The organism is Planococcus sp. NCCP-2050, from assembly GCF_023708025.1.
Classification (GTDB): domain Bacteria; phylum Bacillota; class Bacilli; order Bacillales_A; family Planococcaceae; genus Planococcus.
This window is the reverse complement of record NZ_BRCX01000005.1, coordinates 128,466-147,832: the sequence shown is the minus strand read 5'-3', so window position 1 is coordinate 147,832 and position 19,367 is coordinate 128,466. Positions and strand designations below refer to the sequence as shown.

Here is a 19,367-nt window from a genome sequence, read left to right as displayed (position 1 = left end):
AACCTCCTATCAGGCAGTGACATAGCGGTTTGCTTTTTTCTCTAAATAATCTTGAAGCAAGGTGACAAGGATGCAAATGGACCAGTAAATGAGTGCCACGAGAATATATAAGGTTAGGCTTTCATAAGTTTGCCCGACCACCACTTTAGCGCGGTAGAACATTTCAGAAACAGTGATGACCATCGCTAGCGAAGTTCCTTTGATGATATCCATGAAAGTGCTCGATAGTGGAGGCAAAGCAATGCGCGTTGCCTGCGGCAGAATGATGCGCGTCATAGTTTGCCAATAGCTCATCCGAAGCGTCTCAGCAGCTTCCCATTGTCCTTTCGATACAGAAGAAATGGCAGAACGGATAATTTCGGCCGTATAGGCAGAAAAATGAATACTGATGCCGATAATGGCAGCAGTAAGCGGCTGCATTTCAATGCCGATCATGGGGAAGCCGAAATACAGGATAAACAGCATCACCAAAAGCGGAGTGCCCCGCATAAAGGAGATGAAAAGCCGGGCTGGGAGAGACAGTCCGATAAAGCGGTTCATTCGGGCAAGGGCTACAAATAAACCGAGGATCAAAGCAAATACTAGGCTGACCAGTGCAATCAAAATGGTTTGCCAAGCTCCTTCCAGAATAAAAGGAAGAGAATCAATTGCGATTTCTACATTAAAAAGATATTCCCATTTAAAGTCGGCCATTGGAAGACTCCTTTACTTAGTATCTAGAAAAGAGGAATCCAAGGATTCCTCAAAAAATGTTTATTCTTCTTCAAGCGGCTGTGTTACATCAGCACCAAGAAATTTAGTTGAAATTTCTTTCAATGTGCCATCAGCAAGAAGCTCCTCAATAGCACCGTCAAGTTTTCCTTTTAGCTCTGGGCTATCTTTCGGCATTACGATAGCACTGCTGCTGAATGAGAATCTAACATCTTCAGCCAGTTTCAATCCCGGTTTATCAAACTGTTCAAGTGAGCGCAACAAGACAAGATAGTCATTTAGCGTAGCATCGACGCGGCCGCTGACGATTTCTGGAAGCACCGTGTCAGAGCCTGTGTAGACAATCACTTCAGCCCCTTGTTCTTGAGCAAATTTCGAGTAGTTGCTGGTCGCAGAACCCCCGACTTTTTTGCCTTTCAAATCTTCTACTGATTCAATGCCGGAGTTGTCACTTTCACGGACAATGGCTGAACCATATGAATGCTTGACTGGAATCGTGAAATCAAATATTTCTTTGCGTTCGTCGGTAATCGAAAAATCATTCGCGGCAATATCAATTTGGCCATTGCGAAGAGCTGGCAGCAATCCGTCAAATTCCATTTCTTTGAATTCAACTTCCAATCCAAGCTTTTCTCCTAAGGCACGAGCAAGTTCTACATCATATCCTGTTAATTCTTTTGTTTCTTCATCGTGATATGTAATCGGGTAGTAAAGCCCTTCTGTGCCGACAACGATTTTGCCTGCTTCTTCAATTCGATCCCAAGTGTTCTGTTCCTTGTTTTCTGTTGAAGCATTCACTTCATTTGAAGATTCATTGCTGCTGCATGCGGTTAGAAATAAACCGATTACTGTAATTGCGACGATCCATAAAAGCTGTTTGGTGTTTTTCATGTCTTTGCACCTTCCTTTTCTATTGGTTTACTTGGTTTTAAGTTAATAGAATTGTCCAGATATGAGGGCAAACAAAAAGCCTCTTCTATAAGAAGAGGCAGGCATGCGAAATCACATTGATATTCTGCTCTTCTTATCTCTCAAGCTAATCAAAGCTTGTTGGATTTGGCACAGTGCTCTAAAGTGAGCCCGCTGCCGAGGTTTCGTAGGGCCAATCCCTCCACCTCTCATGATAAGAACAAATTGCTATTAAACTATGTTGACAACTGTATCATCATTATATTTTACCGTCAACACAAAATTCTGATAAATCTCATCTTATTTTTTATTAGAAGTTGTTAAACGTTCAACAATCCCCTGAATCCCCTAGCGGCATAATACGAATCCGCTCCGTTATGATACAGAAACACTTGCCCGTAGCGGAAATCACAGAAAAGAGCACCGCCGCGATCTCTGATTTCAGCAGGAGTCTGCACCCAGCTCGATGTCTTCATATCGAATTTCCCTAGCGACTGCAGCTTTCGGTATTGTTCTTCTGTCAGCAATTCAATTCCCATGTCCGCCGCCATGCCGATGGCGTTGTTTTCGGGCTTGTTTTTCTTGCGCGATTCCAGTGCTTCCGGGTCATAGCAGACGCTTCTGCGGCCAGTCGGGCTTTCCGCGGAGCAATCGAAGAAAATGTATTCATCGGCTGCAGCATCATAATCCACAACATCCGGTTCGCCGCCAGTCCGTTCCATTTCATGAAGCGACCATAATTTGTCTTCATTCGCTTCCAGTTTGTCCTGGATTTTGGCCCATTCGAAGTTTTCGTGGCGGGTGATGTTTTTCTCGAACCGCTCTTTTAACGTGTTGAGAAATGCTTCGCGTTGTTCGGGTGATAATTGCTTGCTCATGCCGATTCCTCCTTTAATGGATTTTGCTATTGATGGTTTTAGTATATAAGAAAGCAGCGGGATTTTGGAGAGGTGCATCTGTTTTATTTTCAGTAGAGGATTGTCTGGAGCTTTTGCAGAATAAGAGAAGCAGACAAGCAGACAAGCAGATCGTTTTTCATTCAGTAAATTGAAGGAGGAGTGTATGTGAATATCTTGATCCTTGGAGGGACCCGTTTTTTGGGGAGATTTCTGACCGAGGCGGCTCTCAGCAGCGGCCATGAAGTGACCTTGTTCAATAGAGGGAAAGCGAATCCGGATTTGTTTCCAGAAGTGGAGAAATTGATCGGCGACCGGTACGGGGATTTACAAGCGTTGAGGGGGCGGAGATGGGACGCCGTTATTGACACATCTGGCTATCTTCCATGGTCCGTTCAGGAATCTGCGGAACTGCTGGCGAAATCCGTAGGGCATTACACATTCGTTTCAAGCGCATCGGTTTACGTCGATTTAGAATCTCCGGGGATAAATGAAGAACACGCAGTCGGCCAGCTTTCAGCGGACAAGCTGGAAGAATTGAAAACGAAAGAGGCGGAAGCTGCCATCAATGAACATTACGGTGAGTTGAAATTTTTGTGTGAGCAAGAAGTGGAACGTGCGTTTCCGGAAGGTGCCCTGAATATCCGGCCGGGACTTATCGTCGGACCATATGATTTTACGGATCGTTTTACCTACTGGGTCAACCGCGTGGATAAAGGCGGTGAAGTGTTGGCGCCGGGGCGGCGAGATAAGGAAATCCAGTTTATCGATGTCCGGGATTTGGCGGATTGGATTCTCCGGCTGGTCGAAGAACAACGGACAGGCACATTCAATGCGACCGGACCCGAATCCGCATTGACGATGGAAAAATTCTTGGAGGAATGCAAGGCCACTCTTAAGAGCGATGCGGATTTTATCTGGGTGGATGAGCAATTTCTGTTGGGCCACAAAGTGGAAGGCTGGTCCGAATTGCCGCTTTGGATTCCGGACAGCATGTATATGAATGGCTTTCTCGGAGTGGATATCCGAAAAGCCGTGCAAGCCGGACTAAGGTTCCGACCGCTCAGTGATACTATTCGCGCCACTCGTGAATGGGAAATGACACGGGAAACGGCTGAACGAAAAACGGGGATGGATCCGGAAAAAGAACAGGCTGTGCTGAAGGACTGGCAGCAGCGTGCACTTTAATAGGGAAAAAACGAGTTTTCACGGGATGAAATTTATCCAGTGAAAACTCGTTTTTGATTTATTACAGTTTAATCGGTATACGTTTTGTCAGCATACGGGTAGCTATGATCAATACGGCAATCAAAAGGAGCGAACCGATGACGGCCATCAGCAAGCTTGCTTCAGTTGGAATGTACGGAATCCAAGGGATGATGGTGCTTAAGCCTGCTTCTCCCCAGAAGAATCCATTCAAGCTGAGGGCCATAATCGCGAGCCCGACAAACCCGAGTCCAATCAGCCAATTAAAGCGGTAATAGCCGATGCCGATCAGCCAGCCGACCAAATAATAAGTGAACACGTTCAGGAAGAAGACCCCGATGGCAGAAAACCAGCCACTTGTCCGTTCGAAAATGGTCAGGCTATCTGATTTTACGGGCATGGAAACAAAGTTGGAAATAAGGTGTTCGATGGCATGGATAGCAAGCGGCACCACAGTGACGGCAATTGCGAGTCCGAAAGCGCCGATGACTACTCCAAAGAACATATCTTTTCGGCTGATTCCCTGCTGGACAAAATACGCCATGAAGCCGAAAGCAGCGATGATTCCACAGACGAGCATGAAAATGGCGGCTGAGTAGCTGGAGAAGACGAAGAATCCTTCCACATTAGCGTCATTGCGATTGGCGATAAACATACCGATGACATGGGCAAGTGTCAGGAATGAGAAAAACCAGATGCTCCATTTGAATTGCTCCAAGAAGGAGTCTCTTGCGATTTTCGTATAGAGTTTGACCGATTTCATATCAGTGTGCCTCCTCTGTTAAGTGGATGAATAAATCTTGCAGGGATACCGGACCGATTTCTAAGCCGAGCTGCTGCGCTTTTTGTTGGTCTTCTTCACTTAAAGCGCCGTAAACCATTACGGACTTCGTACCCCCAAGCTTTTGTTCATTTAAGACTTTTAATCCGGCGACAAATGCATCGACTTGATCCGCTGCACCTGTAATAGAAGCACCGCGGGAAGCGATTGTTTCGTAATCTTCGTTCAACACGAGGCGGCCTTGGTCGATGATGACGACTTGATCGAACAAATAATCCATTTCCGATACTAAATGAGTGGACAGAATGAACGTACGAGGATGCTTCGCCTGATCAGCCAGAATTTCCTGGTAAAAAATTTCACGCGCTGGTGCGTCCATGCCTACATAAGCTTCATCAAAAATCGTAATCGGAGAACGGCTTGCCAGTCCGATGACGGCATTCAACGCGGACTGCATCCCTTTCGACAATTTGCTGATCGGTTTATCCAATGGGAGTTTAAATCGTTTCAGCAGATAGTCGGCATATTCTTTATCGTAATTTGGCCGGTAATATTCCGGAAATTCAAGATACTGCGGAATTTTCTCGTATTCTTCTTTGTAGTCTTTGTTGTAAATAAAAGATACTTGCAGCATTTTATCGGCGTTTTCAAATACCGGTTCACCGTCAATGAAAACTTGCCCTTCCGTTGTCTCACGAAAAGCGGCGATTAAAGACAGAAGGGAAGTTTTGCCTGCGCCGTTTCGTCCGATCAAGCCGTGGATCCGATTCGATTCGAGTGATAATGACAAATCTTTCAATGCTTCAAATTTACCGAATTTCAATGTCACGTTATCCAATTTGATATGAGCTTCCATCATGTGTCACTTCCTTTCGCATTTTTAATCAGTTCAATGATTTCTTCTTGGGAAATGCCGAGTTTCTTCGCTTCCTGTACTAAGCCAACAACGTAATTGTCGACAAATGCTTTTTTGCGTTGATTTACCAATGTTTTTTTTGCTCCTTCTGCTACAAACATGCCAATCCCTCGCTTTTTGAATAGTATGCCTTCATCCACTAATTGATTGATGCCTTTAGAAACGGTCGCATGGTTAATTTTGTAGAAACTCACAAGCTGGTTGGTCGATGGCGCTTGATCGCCTTCTTTTAACTGGTCATTCACAATTTGGTCTTCGATCAATTCACGGACTTGAAGAAAAATGGGTTTGTTCGAATCAAATGGACTGCTCAATGGATGCACCTCCTTTTTTGTGTAGGATATATGGTTATATACTTATGTGTATAACCATATATCCTTATATTCGTTTTGTCAATCATTCTGATAAAAAATAAAGGCAGTGTTTGAAAATGAAATAAGGGGAAAAGAGAAAGGAGGAAAGGGGAGAGTCAGATGAAAGCAATCGTAATTGAAGCGTACGGTGGAAAAGAACAACTGAAAGAAAAAGATATGCCCATGCCAAAAATGGCAGACAATCAAGTGCTGCTTGAAGTCCATGCGACTTCGATTAACCCGATCGACTGGAAACTGCGGGAGGGGTATCTGAAAGAGATGCAGCCTTTTGAGTTTCCCATCATCCTTGGGTGGGATGCAGCGGGAGTCATTGTTGAAACTGGGAAAGATGTGAAGGATTTCAAAGTGGGCGACCGCGTATTCGTGCGGCCTGAACTCACAAGAGAAGGGACTTATGCCGAATTTATTGCGGTGGAAGAGCATTTACTTGCGAAAATGCCCGATGCGATGACATTCGAAGAAGGTGCGGCGATTCCGTTAGTAGGGTTGACCGCATGGGAATGCCTGGTTGAAGTGGCCGGCGTAAAAGAAGGCGATAAAGTATTGGTGCATGCAGGGGCAGGCGGTGTCGGGACGAACGCCATCCAAATCGCTAAAAGTTTTGGTGCCTATGTGGCAGCAACCGCCAGCAGCAAAAACAAAGAGCTGTTGGAATCATTGGGAGCAGACCAAGTTGTCGATTATAAAGAAGAAGCGTTTGAAGAAGTGATCCAGGATTTTGATATTGTCCTGGATACCTTGGGAGAGGACGTTCAAGAAAAAAGTTTCGATGTCTTGAAAAAAGGCGGAATGCTCGTGTCGATTGCGCAGCCGCCGGATGAAGAAACAGCCAAGAAGCACGGCGTCAAAACCGGCTATGTGTTCCTTCAGCCGGAAGGTGAAAAGCTGCGGAAGTTGGCGGATCTTTACGAAGAAGGCAAGTTAAAGCCGGTCATTGGAGAGACTTACGGATTTTCTGCAAAAGATTTGCAGGATGCGCATGCTGCGAGCGAAACGCATCATGCGAAAGGGAAGATTGTCATTAAAGTGAAGTAAGTGAGGAAGCAGGTCCAATCCAAATGGGCCTGCTTTTTTGTATGGGTTGCTCGTTAGTGAGTGTGAGTTTCTCTTAAAGACTGCCGAGTTTCCCGCAAATCCCTGCGAGTTACCCTAAAGCCCGTATTAAGCTTATGCGAACTGCATATATTCAAACTCAGCTGTTCTTTCTAAAATAATTCACAACATAAACAAGCAGAAATCTATCAATAAATGATATGATTAGAAAATGACCAACTCGTGCAGGCTGGAATTTTGATGAGCCGCAAGATTGGCGAATGGCGGATTTTTTTAGTTTTAAGAACAGGTGATTAAATGAGTCAGGCAAAAGCAAATGCATATAAAACTTCTATACGAATGACGAATACGGCTTCGGAAAAAATGAGAGGGTTCGGAATCAGCGAACGCTCGTTTTTTGTTGTGGACCGTCCTTTCAAGGTATTTCTGGAACGCTATCCGGCAGCGGCGGATGGCTCTCTTTCGGTTGCGTTGATTTTTGAGCAGGCGGAAAACGAGCGGCTGTCTTCAAAAGAATTGGGGCAATTGGTGGTGTTTCACTGCATTTTTGCGAATCATCGTTTGCTGGTGACAAATGTGACGCTGCGAAAAGCCTACCAAACGCTCGGGACGAACTGGCAGCGGGAAGCATACATCACTTTCCTTGATTCACGCGAACCGGCTCCGGTCGCTTTGATCAACATGATCAATCGTATGACGCCGGCGAAAGAAAGATCGGAATACGTGAAAAAACGGATTTCGAGCTGGGAAGGCTATTTGAAGATCCAGGAACGCGGCATGGATATTCCGGATATCAAAACTTCTTATACAAAGCTTGCATTCAGCCATGATTTCAGCCGCATAACGCTGACAGGCTGCCAGATGAAAGACACGGAATGGAAGTCGCTGCGAAATTTAAGTGTAAGGCTGACGGGAATCGATGGCGATGTCGGTACCGTCATAAAAGCAGCGAACCGCACCGTAGAAATCGAAATTCAAAACTACGCGGTCAAACAAATGCGTGAAAAAGCCCATACACTGAATAAAAAAGAAGTGGTGTTCAGCAATTTTGCCGCGCTCAGCCAGATCAGAAGACTGCGCCAAGGATTTACGAATCTGGAAAAAGGCTTGGCAGTCAATCCGAATCTCGACCGTCTTTTATTTGAAGAAAAACCGCCCGTGAATCCGCTCCAGCAAATCGACAAGCTGCAATTTCATAACCGGCTGAATGAGTTCCAGCAGCGGGCAGTCTCCGGTGCTGTTGCGGCGGACGATTTGTATGTAATTCAAGGGCCGCCGGGAACCGGCAAGACCACGGTCATTGCGGAAATCTGTTTGCAGAATGCGAAAAAAGGCTTGAAAACGCTCGTTGCTTCGCAGTCGAATTTAGCGGTCGATAATGCACTGGGCCGGCTGCTCGTGAATAAAGATATCCGGATTTTGCGTGTGGGCCGGACGGAAAGCATCGAAGAAGAAGGCAAGAAGTTCATCGAGGAAAACGTTGGACAGTATTGGAAAGACAATACGCTGAAAGAAGTATCAGCGCAGTATGAAATCCGGAAAAACCGGGAAGCGGTGCTGCAAAGTGAATTGGCAGCGAACGAACAGGCGTATTTGGAAACGCAGCCGATTTATGAAAAACTGGCGATTCAAATCGAAGAAAAGAAAAAGGCGCAAGAACAGAATCGACAGCTTCAAAAAGAGCTTGAAGAGGCGCAAACAAAATGGCGGTCATTTGAAGGGCTCGGTGAAGGAGCCGAACAGCAAAAACAGGAAATCGAACGGAAAATGCAAGCTCTTCAGGAAACAATCAAGGAAAATCAGACGTTTATTGAACAAAAAGCACCAAATTGGTTTGAGGAACAACAGCAGCGCATTGTGGATGAAATCAGCCAATTGGAGCGGGCGCGAAAGCATCAAGAGCTTGAACAGGAATTGGCGCAAAAGAAACAGGAAATCAGCCTGGTCCTGGATAAGCGAAATCAAGTAGGGGCTGTCATCAAGCAAAAGCAAGCCCTGATTGATGAAGTGGAAACCATCAAAAAAATCGATGAGTTGAACCGGTTTATGATTGATCAGAAAATCGAGGAAACGCCAGCCATTACGTACGCGATCAATAAGCTGGAAGTCGCGCGTGAAAGAATTAGTGAATGGCAGAAACTCAGCAAATACAACGAAAGCATTGCTTCTGCGATTTCGTATGTGGAGAAGCTGTTGGCGTCTTCATCAGACTTGGCGAAGCTGAAAGAAAATGCGTTAGCCTCTGTTGAAATGTATACATCAGCGGAAGTCGATTCGTTTTTGGAAAAGCTCCGGGAGTTGTTGAAGGGTCCGCAGCGAACCGATTCAGCGGTTCTGTCAAAAGCACTTGCAGGACTTTATAAACGCCAAAATAATTTGTGGCGAAGAGGAGCGAAGCTCAAGACCGCTGAAGCTTATATCGAGGAATCGAAACGGACTTTCCAGCAGCTGAAAACCGCTTTAGCTGCGGAATTGGTGAAGCAGCAGGAACAATACACAGCAGTTGACCGCAAATGGCAGGAACAGCTGGAAAAACTGCAGCAAGCGATGGCGCCTGTGGAGCAGCAATTCAAACAAATGCCGAATGCCGCTTATCTTCCTTCCGATATCGAAGGGACGATCCAAGAGCGGAAAGCGGAACTGGGCGAGTTGAAAAATGAAAAATTGCGTATTGAAAAAGCGCAAGGACAATTGGCAGAGGCTAAACAGAAACTCATAGATGAAACAACTGCTTTGGAAAAAAATGATGCCCGGATTGTTGAAATTAGGGATGAGATGGCGCGATTGAAAGAGGCCATTTCTGAGAAAAAGCAAGAAATCGGTGCGCTGGCAGAAATTCTGTCGGCCAATTTTGAACAACTATACGAGGAAACAGCGAAGAAACTGGCCAGCTTGTCATTTGAGAAAGAATCGCTCAAACAGGAAATGAAAAATCTTCCGATGCTTCAATCGGTCCAGAAAAAATGGCTGGATTTATTGGAAGGAGCGAACGAGCACGATTTGGACGAGATCCGCAAATTGTACATCAAGCATGCCAACGTGATCGGCACGACTTGCGTGGCTTCAGCGCGTAAAGATTTCATCGACAATTATCCGGTGTTTGATGTGGTCATTATTGACGAAGTGTCGAAAGCGACGCCGCCGGAATTATTGCTGCCGATGCTAAAAGGCAAAAAAGTTATCCTGGTCGGCGATCACCATCAATTGCCTCCGCTTCTCGGCAACGATACTTTGGAAGAAACACTGGAAGAAATGATCAAAGAAAACAGCGGCTTCGAAGAAAAGCGCGAACTCGAGAAGCTGCTGGAAGAATCGCTATTTGAGCGTTTGTACAAAAACTTGCCGGAAGCCAATAAAACAATGCTTGCTATCCAGTACCGCATGCATGAAGACATCATGGAGACGATTGCGCCGTTTTACCGCTTGGAAAACAAGCAATTGCAATGCGGGCTCCAAGATTCAGATCGCGAACGCGACCACTTGCTGGAATCCAAAACAGTGTCCCGCAGCAATCATTTGATGTGGCTTGATCTGCCGAATGAATCGGCGTACTTTGAAGAACGGATGAGCGGTGGAAAGAGTTTGTATAACCCTGCTGAACTTCAGGAGATCTCGGGGTTATTGGTGGAAATGGATCAGGCTGTGGCAGAAGCGAAGCAAGCAGGAAGACTGGATGCTGCCTATCAGAAAAGCGTCGGCGTCATCAGCTTCTACGGCGAGCAAGTCAAGCGCTTGCAGCGCATGATCGACCAGGAATTGCGGCTGCCGCATTTGACGATCCGTACAGGAACAGTCGACAGGTTCCAAGGAAGCGAGATGGAAGTCATCCTTCTCAGCATGGTGCGGAACAACCACAATCCACATGGCGATATCGGCTTTGCGAAAGACTACCGCCGCTTGAACGTCGCGCTGTCACGTGCCAAGCAATTGCTTGTGTTGGTGGGAAGTTCCGACATGTTCACCAAGCGGGCAAAGAAAAATGAAACAAAACAAATGTACAAGCATGTACTTGAAACGGTTAAGCGAAAAAATGGCTTGAAAGTATTGGAAAGCAGCAGGGGGTGAGAATGTGGAGAGGTTGATGAAAGAACTTCGGACAAATCTCGAAGCGAATTCCGATGTTTCGGTTATCAAACAGCAGACGTGGAAATTGCCGATCGTTTTATACGACCTTGGTTTTAGCCGGGTGAAACGGCTGAAGATGGATGTCTTGATGAAGATGCTGCTGTTTGCTTTTCAGGAAACGGAGATCCACAGAGCTACCAATCTTGCGGAATTATTGCTTGTCGAAGAATTATTCATCCGCGATTTAATGGAGAAGATGCAGCGCACCGGGCTGATCCAACTGGAGAAACGCGGATACCGCCTCACAGCAAAAGGCTTTGATTATCTTGAGAAAGGGATTTTCGATGAAGAAATGGAAGGGGACGACACGGTGATGTCGTTCAGTTCCGTTCATGACGAGTATGCCCTCGCTTCACAAAACGAACATCCGGAAGCGAGTGAGGCAATGCCGCTTTATCGCTATTTCAAAAAAGCTGCCTTGAATAAAGAACGCGTGCAGCAATTGCTATTGAGTGAAATGGTCTTCCCGGAGGAAGAGGGCTTCCAAGTCATCACGACCGATGTCACAAGCTGCATCGAACAAGAAACGGATTTTATTCCATGCATTGAATTTCAGCTTTATGATTCCAAGCAAGACTTATTTTATGCCCGCATCTGGAATACGTGGAGCGGGACATGGGATGAAACGCTTGCGAAGCAAATCGAAGAGCGTGAAGTCGTGAGATGGCGAAAAGCGATGGAAGAATCGAAGAAATGACAGCCGCATAGTGAACGTGCGGCTGTTTTTTTGTTTAGTAGTTAAGAAATATTGCTTCACATTGCAAAGATTTACTTTCCAATAGACAAAAAAAAGGCAAAGCCGATGCGTAAAACATCGGCTTTGCCTTTAAACGCTGTGATTATAATTTCGCAATTTCCGGATCGGCGACTTTCACCAATTGTTTTCCGAGATTGCTTCCTTCGAACAAACCACGGAACGCTTCGAGTGTCTGGTCAAAGCCTTCAACGACGGTTTCTTCGTATTTCAACTTGCCTTCCTGGAACCATTTGGCCATCTCAACTGCGCCAGTCTTAAGTTCAGATGCGTAGTCGCCAAGCGTGAAGCCTTTCATCATCGAGCTGGTCGTGATGAATTTCCACTGGATGCGCGGTCCAAGATCTTCTGCAGGATTATTGTAAGAAGAAATGGTTCCGCATAAGACAACACGTGAATTCCGGTTAAGTTCCAGAATGACGGCATCGGAAACGGGGCCGCCGACGTTATCGAAATAGACATCTACGCCATCAGCAACCGCTTTTTTCAAATCGTCTTCAAAGCTGTCTTTCTTATAATTGACGGCAGCGTCGAAACCAAGTTCGTTGACGAGGTAATCCACTTTCTCATCAGACCCTGCAATCCCGACAGCACGCGCGCCTTTCAGTTTCGCAATTTGCCCAACGATGGAACCGACTGCTCCGGCAGCTCCGGAAACAACGACCGTTTCGCCGGCTTGCGGCTTCCCGATATCAAGCAGGCCGAAGTATGCAGTGAGGCCAGTCATGCCAAGTACCCCGAGGCGAGTCGTGATCGGTGCGATGGCTGGGTCGACTTTTTGGACCGCATTCGCATGGACGATATTGTATTCTCCCCAATTCAGCGTACCAGTCACGATATCCCCTTTTTGGAAACGATCTGATTTCGAATCCAGGACTTCTGCCAATACGCCGCCGTTCATCGGCTCGTTTAATTTATAAGGTGCGACGTACGATTTTACATCGCGCATCCGGCCGCGCATATAAGGATCGACGGATAGATATAAAGTCTTCAATAATAATTCGTTTTCTTTTATGGAAGGAATGTCTTTCTCGACAAAGGCAAAATCCTGATCTGTCGGTGTTCCTTCCGGACGATTGATTAAATGGATTTCTCGGTACGTTTTAACTGTCATGAAAATTCCTCCTTCAATTCTATTCGAAGAAGAGCTTACCATTGCCTAGACAGTGAATCAAAAATTTTAGTCTCCTAAGTTTATATTCTTGCACCTGTCCAAATCCTATGTTAGTTCAGCGGAAAAAGAACACGCTTTCAAAAAAGTTGAAAGTAAAAACCCAGTGATACCAACGCTTAATAAAAAAACTGAAAAAAAAGTTAAAATTCCGAGTTTAAATAGTTTTAATTCGAGATAACATGGGGTATAAATAAGTTGTATATTAATTATACAAATACTATGCAGGAAAGAGGAGAGGTCAACATGAAGAAGATTTTTGTTTCAATGTCAGTCGCAATGGTATTGGTATTATCGTTGCTCGCATCGGGAGTTATGGCTGCCGGGGATATGGCGAAAGTTAGAGTGGTACACGCTTCACCGGATGCACCCGCAGTAGATGTCTATGTAAATGGCGATTTGACATTGGAAGATGTACCGTTTAAAGCGGATTCCGGCTACCTGGATGTTCCAGCTGGTACACATAATGTAGAAGTTTTTGCAGCAGGTAGTGAGTATGCAGAAGGTTCAGCAGTTCTACAAGCAGATTTGACAGTAGAAGCTGGAAAAGCTTATACAGTTGCAGCAGCAAACACAGTCGATTCACTTGAATTTGTTGTAGCGGAAGATTCAATGTCTGTTACTGAAGGCAAAACAAAAATTCGTGTCGGCCACCTTTCTCCAGATGCACCAGCTGTTGATGTAGGCTTGATCGGCGGAGACGCAGTATTCAGCGGAGCTGAATTCCCAGGAATCACAGACTACATGGAATTGGATGCAGGAACTTACGACTTGGAAATCCGTTTGCCGGATGGCACACAAGTATTGCCGCTTGAAGGAACTGAGTTAAAAGCGGATACAGTATACAGCGTATTTGCAGTAAACACAGCGGATTCACTTGAAGTCTTGGCTTTAGTTGATTACGAAGGCGCCGCTTCACCAGATGGCATGCCGACAACTGGCCTTGGAACACCTGAACAAAACCAAATGAACTGGGTTCTTGTAGCAGGAGCACTTGCAATCGCAGCAGCTGGCAGTGGTGTATTTTTAAGAAAACGGTTTCAAAACTAAATTCTTCTTGTTCTTAGTGGGTTCGTTCGTTTTCCTGTCAGGTTGCCAGGCGCAAGCAGATGAAGTCAGTGAACGCACGGAAGATGTGGGATTTACTACAAAACAGCCGCAGCCTGCCAAAACGCTTGAAATGACCAAGACAGCGCCAGCAGAAAATCCGATCAATGCCCTTTCATTGAATCAAGGCATTCAACCGGAAACGCTTTCCATTCCGGCAATCGGCATTGAGGCAGAGGTGCTGCCTCTTGGTACAGAAAAAGACGGCCGAATGGCAGTCCCGAAAACACCGGATGAAGTCAGCTGGTTTGAACCGGGATACCTGCCTGGGGAAAATGGACGGGCTGTGATAGCGGGGCACGTAGATGCAGTGGATGGCCCAGCCATCTTCTGGGACTTGGCCGACCTTAAAGCTGGCGACGAAATTATGGTTGCCGGTGGAGAGAAAGAGCTGAAGTTCAAAGTATACGCAATGGAGTCCGTTGAGCTGGACTTAGCTGATGTAAAGGATATATTCGGCTACCGTTCCACTCCGGAACTGGTCTTGATTACTTGTTCAGGCGAATTCGATTATGAACGGGGGACGAGGGAAGAACGGCTCGTCGTTTATGCCGAACTGATCAACCCTTAAGAATCGAATAAAAGATGAACAATAAAAGCGCACTCTGCTGAATAGAGTGCGTTTTTTTTGCATTTCTTTTTTCGTCCTTCTCTCACTAGAAAGAATTTTGATATGCTAAGTTTAGAAGAAAAGAGAGGCGGGGGATGAGATGGAAATCGAAATTAAAAAACCGGAAGCCAGACATGCAGAAAAGATTTCGGAAATTTGTTCCATAGGATGGCGGCAAACAGTCGAAGGGAAACTAAGTGAAGAATATCAAAGGCAAAACATTGCATTTTGGTATAACCCCGAACGGATCAGAGAGGATCTGCGTGCAGGCGTTTATTCGCATATTGCACTGGTTGGAGAGGAAGTGGCGGGGGTCGTTGGCGGCGGTATGACAGCACCCGGTACAGGCGAAGTTTTCGTTTTGTATATGGATCAACGTTTCCGTTACCAAGGAATCGGCCGGCTGCTTTTGGAAGCTTTAACTCAAGTTCAATCGGCGCAAGGGGCAAGCGAACAATGGGTGTCGGTTCAAGAAGGCAATCAACTCGGCATTCCATTCTATGAAGCGAGAGGTTTTAAACTCCAAGGAAAGAAAACCGAAGAAACGAAAACGGGAGAACGGCAAGTGTCTCTCCGCTATTCGCGGCCAATTTAAAAACCCTGCCGGACACAAGCAAGTGTCCGGCAGGGTTTTCCTATGCTTTAGTTTAGTTGGTCACCCAATTTTTCTTTGCTCATCATAAAGGCTACGACGAGTGCAAGTGCAGCTGGGACAATCGCCCAGAGGAACGTGCTCGCAATCGAAGATGATAAAGCTTCGGTCAATCGGTTTGTCACTTCAGCAGGGATATTGCCGCGGGCTTCAGTGGAAAGGAGGGCGCGGGAATCTCCTGAAAAGTTAGCTGCATCAGCACCAAAACGCTCGGTTAAGCGATTAGCAAATACATGGCTTTGGATGATGCCGAAAACCGTAATGCCGATGGTCATCCCGAAAGTACGCAAGAAGCTGACGGTAGAAGTGGCAGCTCCGCGCTGGCGAACGGAAAATGGATGGATCGCTGCGGAAGGCAAGACAGAGAACGAAGCTCCGATGCCGACTCCGGCAATGATCATAAAGACGATGACCGTGAAACGGGACGTATCGATTGATAAAGTGGCAAGCAAAATCATGCCCAAAGTCAGCAGCGCGAGTGTTGGGATTAAGAAATTGCGGTAAGCGAACTTCGCCATTAGTGCACCGCCGACAGACGCGCTGATTACAGAACCCACCATCATTGGCAATAAGACAAGGCCGGAATTCGTAGCATTTCCTCCTTGCACTCCTTGGATGAAGAATGGAATGTAAACAGAGGCTGTGATAAAAGCAGCACCGCTGAAAATGGAGATAATGCCGCTAGTTGCAAATAAACGTTCTTTGAACATGGTGAAATCGATAACCGGTTCGTCTGCACGGCGCTCTGCAAAAACAAAGACCAGTGCCAGCACAGCAAATCCGGCAAATAGGCTGAAGCTTTGAGCGGATACCCAAGCGAATTCCTTGCCGCCAAGTTCAACTGCGAACATAAGGGAAACGATGGCACCCACCAAGGTGATGGCGCCAAGCCAATCGATTTTTTGTTTTTTGCGCTCAACGGATTCTTTATAAAAGAACGCGACCATGATAAAGGCAATAAGCCCAAGTGGAATGTTGATAAAGAATACCCATGTCCAATTGATGTATTCGGTAATGTAAGCGCCGAATAATGGACCGAAAACACTCGAAATCCCGAAAACGGCACCGAACATGCCGCTCATTTTGCCGCGTTGTTCAAGCGGCACGACATCGAACATGATGGTAAAGGCGATTGGCATCAATGCACCGCCGCCAATTCCTTGGATTGCCCGGTAGATGATCAATTCATTAATGGTATCGGCTGTCCCGCATAAAATCGAACCGATCATGAAGACCAAGAGACCGAAGATGAAAAATCGTTTCCGGCCGTACATATCTGAGAGCTTGCCGAAAATCGGCATCCCTGCCAGCGATGCCACAAGGTATGCAGAAGTGACCCAGACGAATTTGTCGACGCCGCCAAGCTCGCCGACAATCGATGGCAGTGCAGTTGTAACGATCGTATTGTCCATTGATGCAACAAGAATGGCTAATAAAAGACCGCCAATGACCACTTTAATATTGCTTTTTCCATTGTTATTCATGAACTTCACCCTGCCATTTCTTTCGATTTGTTTTTTGATGTTCATATCATAATCCCGCATATGAATAAAAAACAAATTTGAATGCTCGAATTTAGTTAGAAAACCGAAACTTTTTTCACTCGGTTAGTTTGAACGGCATTTTGTATAATTTTATATTGCTTTTGCTTTAGCCAATTTTTAGATTTGGCCATTCAATAGAAAACAAAAAAGCCTTCATTGCAGAGAAGGCTTTTAACATTGCTTTACTTTTGGCGTTATAAGTTTTTCAAATCGGGATGATTTTTTGTTTCTTGGTCGGACAAGATTTCCGGTTTGAAGCCATTTAAATCGATAATTTCGCGACCTTCGCCGCGATAGACAATTACATAGCCTTCGTAAGGCGTCGCTTCGAGCCGGTCGAATTCCAATTGTTGCTTGGCATAGAAATCGGTAATTTTTTGTTTGGCTGCTTCACTGACAACTGGTTCATCCGCTTGCCATAATGCCCGGTGCCCGCCAGATGGGACAGATATTTCACCATCGATTTTCGGCTCGCGCTGATTGAACAACCCTTGCATTAAACGGATGACTTCTCCGAAACCGAGAAGCAGCGATCCGTAAATGGCCCCTTGAAGGAAAATTTCAAAAGCGGCTTGTCCACCAATCCATTCAACGGAATTTATCGCCCGGAATAGATTAATCACGATAATAAGCAAGCCGACGCCTTGCAGAATATAGGCCACGACATTTTTGGTGTTGGTCATTTTCTCTCCCCCAAATAATCTTTTTCTTCTATATATAGAGTTTCGCTGCCGGGAAAGAATTCCCTCTATATTCCTAAATAGGAAAGCCTTTAATAATAGGAACTTTAAACAAGGAATAGGTAAACTCTCTAAAGAATGGTAAAATTTTACTGGAAATTAAAAAAGAGTGAAACGTTTTAAAGAGCTGCGGACTCTAATGAATAAAGAGAGGATGAGGCGGATGCAGCACGATGAGGAAATGGTTGCAGCGGCAATAAAAGGCGACCGGCTGGCACTCCAGCATTTATTGAAAGATGAAAAAGAAAAATTGTACCGCATGGCATTTACATATGTGCGAAATGAAGAAGATGCAATCGACATTTTCCAACAAACCGTTCTTCAAGCAATTGAATCGGTGCATCAAGTAAAAGAAGCGGCTTACTTTTCAACATGGCTGACACGCATTTGCATCAATAAAGCATTGGCGCTATTAAAGAAGAATAAAAAGCTGATTGTCCTGGATGAATTGGAAGAGAGAAAAGCCCCCACTGATTCCATGGATATTGCCCAGCAATTGGATATGGAAAAGGCGCTTGGGTTATTGCCGGAAAAATACAAAACGGTTTTAATGCTTCGTTTCTATCAGGATTTCACGGTAAAGCAAATTGCTGAATTTATGGAATGCCCGGAAGGTACAGTGAAAACCCTGATTCACCGGGGACTTGCGATGCTGAAAAGAGATTTGAAGGGAGTGTATGCAGATGAATGGCAAAGAGAATTCAATTAAACAAGCTTTAGAGAAAATCGAAGTTCCAGAAGCGCGTCTGGATGCAATCATCGAAGAATCATTTTGGGAAACAGCAGCCGCTCCGGTTAAAGCGAGACGCCGGAATCGCTGGATGCCAGCGGTGGCAACCGTCGTTCTTGTAGCCGGTATTTCGGCAGCCACATTGTCAACCGCTCCGGCACTTGCCAATTACATGGCTCAGTTGCCTGTGATCGGAAATGTCTTCTCGATATTCGCAGAAAATAAACACGGTGTTGCGGCATTTGATCAATTTAGTGAAGATGTCGGTCTCATTCAAACGAGCAATGGCATCACCATTAGCATTGATGAAGCGATTTATGACGGCACAAAATTGACCTTTACGTATCAAGTCGCTTCTGAAGCGCCATTGGATAACTCGGCTTATTTATCCAGTTTTCCGGAGCTGCTCGAAGCTGACGGACCGACTGGCGGGATGCAGTCGGAAGTGATTGATGGAGTTATTGCAGGGATTGCAGAAATCACCCATCTCGATGAAGATGCTGAAGTTGTAAATGTCGTATGGGAGCCGCAAGTTCTTTTCACAGAAGAAAAAGCGATTGCCGGAGATTGGAAATTCGAATTTGCGGTGAAGCAGTTAAAGCAAAAACCGATTACCCTGGATGAAAAAGTATCATCGGATGGAGTGACTGTCCACCTGCAGGAATTGACCATAACGGACATTGCTGTCAATATCGCTTACCAGCAATTAGTGGATCCGGCAATTGTCGAAGCGGGCAACTTCGTTGAAGCCGAATTGATCGCAGGAGACGATTTAGGAAATGTTTATCGAATGCCGTTTAATGGCGGAAGTACTCCGGGAGATGCCCTGACCGCGGAAGATTTTGAATGGACCGCATCGCTCCGAGGATTGGACCCGAATGCATCGACACTGACTTTTTATCCTTTCGGCCATATTAGTGGACCGGCCATCGATCCGAAGCGTGTGGAATTCGATGCTTTGGAATTTAATTTGAAAGAGGGGACATATCAGCTTATCCAAGATCCGGACATTCCGGAACCTCCGCCATTTGAATAGATAAGACGAATCCGCTCGTGCAATTTGCAGAGCGGATTTTATTCATCAGAGA

18 protein-coding genes and 1 riboswitch are annotated in these 19,367 nt (G+C 45.6%); of the genes, 9 read left to right on the top strand and 9 right to left on the bottom strand.

The genetic code is table 11. The annotated features are described in order from the left end of the window. Positions 1-9: 9 nt before the first annotated feature. The 3 genes from NFU07_RS14925 to NFU07_RS14915 all read right to left on the bottom strand — a co-directional run bounded on the left by NFU07_RS14925 (position 10) and on the right by NFU07_RS14915 (position 2,498). Positions 10-693, bottom strand: a complete 684-nt coding sequence (locus NFU07_RS14925) for an amino acid ABC transporter permease (RefSeq protein WP_235198404.1) — start codon at positions 691-693, stop codon at positions 10-12. Between the two features lie 60 nt (positions 694-753). Then, complete coding sequence (locus tag NFU07_RS14920) at positions 754-1,602, bottom strand: transporter substrate-binding domain-containing protein (RefSeq protein ID WP_251479437.1); 849 nt, start codon at positions 1,600-1,602, stop codon at positions 754-756. 130 nt (positions 1,603-1,732) lie between these two features. Then, positions 1,733-1,841, bottom strand: a riboswitch (SAM riboswitch). Between the two features lie 99 nt (positions 1,842-1,940). Beyond that, entirely contained in the window at positions 1,941-2,498 is a 558-nt protein-coding gene (locus NFU07_RS14915) for a DUF4256 domain-containing protein (RefSeq protein ID WP_251479435.1), read from the bottom strand. Positions 2,499-2,684: 186 nt separating this feature from the next. On the opposite strand from NFU07_RS14915, the gene NFU07_RS14910 reads away from it, so the two are divergent. Then, positions 2,685-3,704: an NAD-dependent epimerase/dehydratase family protein gene (locus tag NFU07_RS14910; protein ID WP_251479434.1), complete on the top strand. Its 1,020-nt coding sequence runs from the start codon at positions 2,685-2,687 to the stop codon at positions 3,702-3,704. Positions 3,705-3,765: 61 nt separating this feature from the next. Here the strand turns inward: NFU07_RS14910 and NFU07_RS14905 are convergent, their stop codons facing one another. The 3 genes from NFU07_RS14905 to NFU07_RS14895 are packed head-to-tail and all read right to left on the bottom strand — an operon-like array spanning position 3,766 to position 5,733. Further along, positions 3,766-4,485 (bottom strand): hypothetical protein, encoded by a 720-nt coding sequence (locus NFU07_RS14905; protein WP_251479432.1) that lies wholly within the window; start codon positions 4,483-4,485, stop codon positions 3,766-3,768. A gap of 1 nt (position 4,486) precedes the next feature. After that, positions 4,487-5,359 (bottom strand): ATP-binding cassette domain-containing protein, encoded by an 873-nt coding sequence (locus tag NFU07_RS14900; protein ID WP_251479583.1) that lies wholly within the window; start codon positions 5,357-5,359, stop codon positions 4,487-4,489. Beyond that, on the bottom strand, positions 5,359-5,733 hold the full coding sequence (locus NFU07_RS14895; protein WP_246809857.1) for a GntR family transcriptional regulator: 375 nt from the start codon (positions 5,731-5,733) through the stop codon (positions 5,359-5,361). The genes NFU07_RS14900 and NFU07_RS14895 overlap by 1 nt, the downstream gene beginning before the upstream one ends. A gap of 159 nt (positions 5,734-5,892) precedes the next feature. Here NFU07_RS14895 and NFU07_RS14890 point away from each other — a divergent pair, with 159 nt between their 5' ends. The 3 genes from NFU07_RS14890 to NFU07_RS14880 all read left to right on the top strand — a co-directional run bounded on the left by NFU07_RS14890 (position 5,893) and on the right by NFU07_RS14880 (position 11,668). Next, positions 5,893-6,828 (top strand): NADP-dependent oxidoreductase, encoded by a 936-nt coding sequence (locus NFU07_RS14890; protein ID WP_251479431.1) that lies wholly within the window; start codon positions 5,893-5,895, stop codon positions 6,826-6,828. Between the two features lie 315 nt (positions 6,829-7,143). Continuing rightward, entirely contained in the window at positions 7,144-10,911 is a 3,768-nt protein-coding gene (locus tag NFU07_RS14885) for a DEAD/DEAH box helicase (RefSeq protein ID WP_251479429.1), read from the top strand. Positions 10,912-10,915: 4 nt separating this feature from the next. Continuing rightward, positions 10,916-11,668, top strand: a complete 753-nt coding sequence (locus NFU07_RS14880) for a hypothetical protein (RefSeq protein WP_251479427.1) — start codon at positions 10,916-10,918, stop codon at positions 11,666-11,668. Between the two features lie 142 nt (positions 11,669-11,810). Here NFU07_RS14880 and NFU07_RS14875 read toward each other — a convergent pair whose 3' ends face one another. After that, complete coding sequence (locus NFU07_RS14875) at positions 11,811-12,839, bottom strand: NADP-dependent oxidoreductase (RefSeq protein WP_251479425.1); 1,029 nt, start codon at positions 12,837-12,839, stop codon at positions 11,811-11,813. 303 nt (positions 12,840-13,142) lie between these two features. Here NFU07_RS14875 and NFU07_RS14870 point away from each other — a divergent pair, with 303 nt between their 5' ends. The 3 genes from NFU07_RS14870 to NFU07_RS14860 all read left to right on the top strand — a co-directional run bounded on the left by NFU07_RS14870 (position 13,143) and on the right by NFU07_RS14860 (position 15,208). Further along, positions 13,143-13,946, top strand: a complete 804-nt coding sequence (locus tag NFU07_RS14870) for a DUF4397 domain-containing protein (protein WP_235198414.1) — start codon at positions 13,143-13,145, stop codon at positions 13,944-13,946. 16 nt (positions 13,947-13,962) lie between these two features. Further along, the gene (locus tag NFU07_RS14865; protein WP_251479580.1) at positions 13,963-14,574 is read left to right on the top strand and encodes a class F sortase; all 612 of its coding nucleotides are present in this window, start codon (positions 13,963-13,965) and stop codon (positions 14,572-14,574) included. Positions 14,575-14,713: 139 nt separating this feature from the next. Then, positions 14,714-15,208, top strand: a complete 495-nt coding sequence (locus NFU07_RS14860) for a GNAT family N-acetyltransferase (RefSeq protein ID WP_251479423.1) — start codon at positions 14,714-14,716, stop codon at positions 15,206-15,208. A gap of 47 nt (positions 15,209-15,255) precedes the next feature. Here the strand turns inward: NFU07_RS14860 and NFU07_RS14855 are convergent, their stop codons facing one another. Together NFU07_RS14855 and NFU07_RS14850 are read right to left on the bottom strand one after the other, a co-directional pair. Next, positions 15,256-16,749: an MDR family MFS transporter gene (locus tag NFU07_RS14855; protein ID WP_251479421.1), complete on the bottom strand. Its 1,494-nt coding sequence runs from the start codon at positions 16,747-16,749 to the stop codon at positions 15,256-15,258. 254 nt (positions 16,750-17,003) lie between these two features. Beyond that, on the bottom strand, positions 17,004-17,492 hold the full coding sequence (locus tag NFU07_RS14850; protein ID WP_251479418.1) for a hypothetical protein: 489 nt from the start codon (positions 17,490-17,492) through the stop codon (positions 17,004-17,006). A 220-nt stretch (positions 17,493-17,712) separates the two neighbouring features. Here NFU07_RS14850 and NFU07_RS14845 point away from each other — a divergent pair, with 220 nt between their 5' ends. Both NFU07_RS14845 and NFU07_RS14840 read left to right on the top strand, forming a co-directional pair. Further along, on the top strand, positions 17,713-18,258 hold the full coding sequence (locus tag NFU07_RS14845) for a sigma-70 family RNA polymerase sigma factor (protein WP_235198420.1): 546 nt from the start codon (positions 17,713-17,715) through the stop codon (positions 18,256-18,258). Then, on the top strand, positions 18,233-19,315 hold the full coding sequence (locus tag NFU07_RS14840) for a DUF4179 domain-containing protein (protein WP_251479416.1): 1,083 nt from the start codon (positions 18,233-18,235) through the stop codon (positions 19,313-19,315). The genes NFU07_RS14845 and NFU07_RS14840 overlap by 26 nt, the downstream gene beginning before the upstream one ends. Positions 19,316-19,367: the final 52 nt, after the last annotated feature.

Coding starts and splice junctions, on each gene's coding strand:
- NFU07_RS14925 (WP_235198404.1), bottom strand. CDS start 693: ATGGCCGACTTTAAATGGGAATATCTTTTTAATGTAGAAATCGCAATT.
- NFU07_RS14920 (WP_251479437.1), bottom strand. CDS start 1,602: ATGAAAAACACCAAACAGCTTTTATGGATCGTCGCAATTACAGTAATC.
- NFU07_RS14915 (WP_251479435.1), bottom strand. CDS start 2,498: ATGAGCAAGCAATTATCACCCGAACAACGCGAAGCATTTCTCAACACG.
- NFU07_RS14905 (WP_251479432.1), bottom strand. CDS start 4,485: ATGAAATCGGTCAAACTCTATACGAAAATCGCAAGAGACTCCTTCTTG.
- NFU07_RS14900 (WP_251479583.1), bottom strand. CDS start 5,359: ATGGAAGCTCATATCAAATTGGATAACGTGACATTGAAATTCGGTAAA.
- NFU07_RS14890 (WP_251479431.1), top strand. CDS start 5,893: ATGAAAGCAATCGTAATTGAAGCGTACGGTGGAAAAGAACAACTGAAA.
- NFU07_RS14885 (WP_251479429.1), top strand. CDS start 7,144: ATGAGTCAGGCAAAAGCAAATGCATATAAAACTTCTATACGAATGACG.
- NFU07_RS14875 (WP_251479425.1), bottom strand. CDS start 12,839: ATGACAGTTAAAACGTACCGAGAAATCCATTTAATCAATCGTCCGGAA.
- NFU07_RS14870 (WP_235198414.1), top strand. CDS start 13,143: ATGAAGAAGATTTTTGTTTCAATGTCAGTCGCAATGGTATTGGTATTA.
- NFU07_RS14860 (WP_251479423.1), top strand. CDS start 14,714: ATGGAAATCGAAATTAAAAAACCGGAAGCCAGACATGCAGAAAAGATT.
- NFU07_RS14855 (WP_251479421.1), bottom strand. CDS start 16,749: ATGAATAACAATGGAAAAAGCAATATTAAAGTGGTCATTGGCGGTCTT.
- NFU07_RS14850 (WP_251479418.1), bottom strand. CDS start 17,492: ATGACCAACACCAAAAATGTCGTGGCCTATATTCTGCAAGGCGTCGGC.
- NFU07_RS14845 (WP_235198420.1), top strand. CDS start 17,713: ATGCAGCACGATGAGGAAATGGTTGCAGCGGCAATAAAAGGCGACCGG.
- NFU07_RS14840 (WP_251479416.1), top strand. CDS start 18,233: ATGAATGGCAAAGAGAATTCAATTAAACAAGCTTTAGAGAAAATCGAA.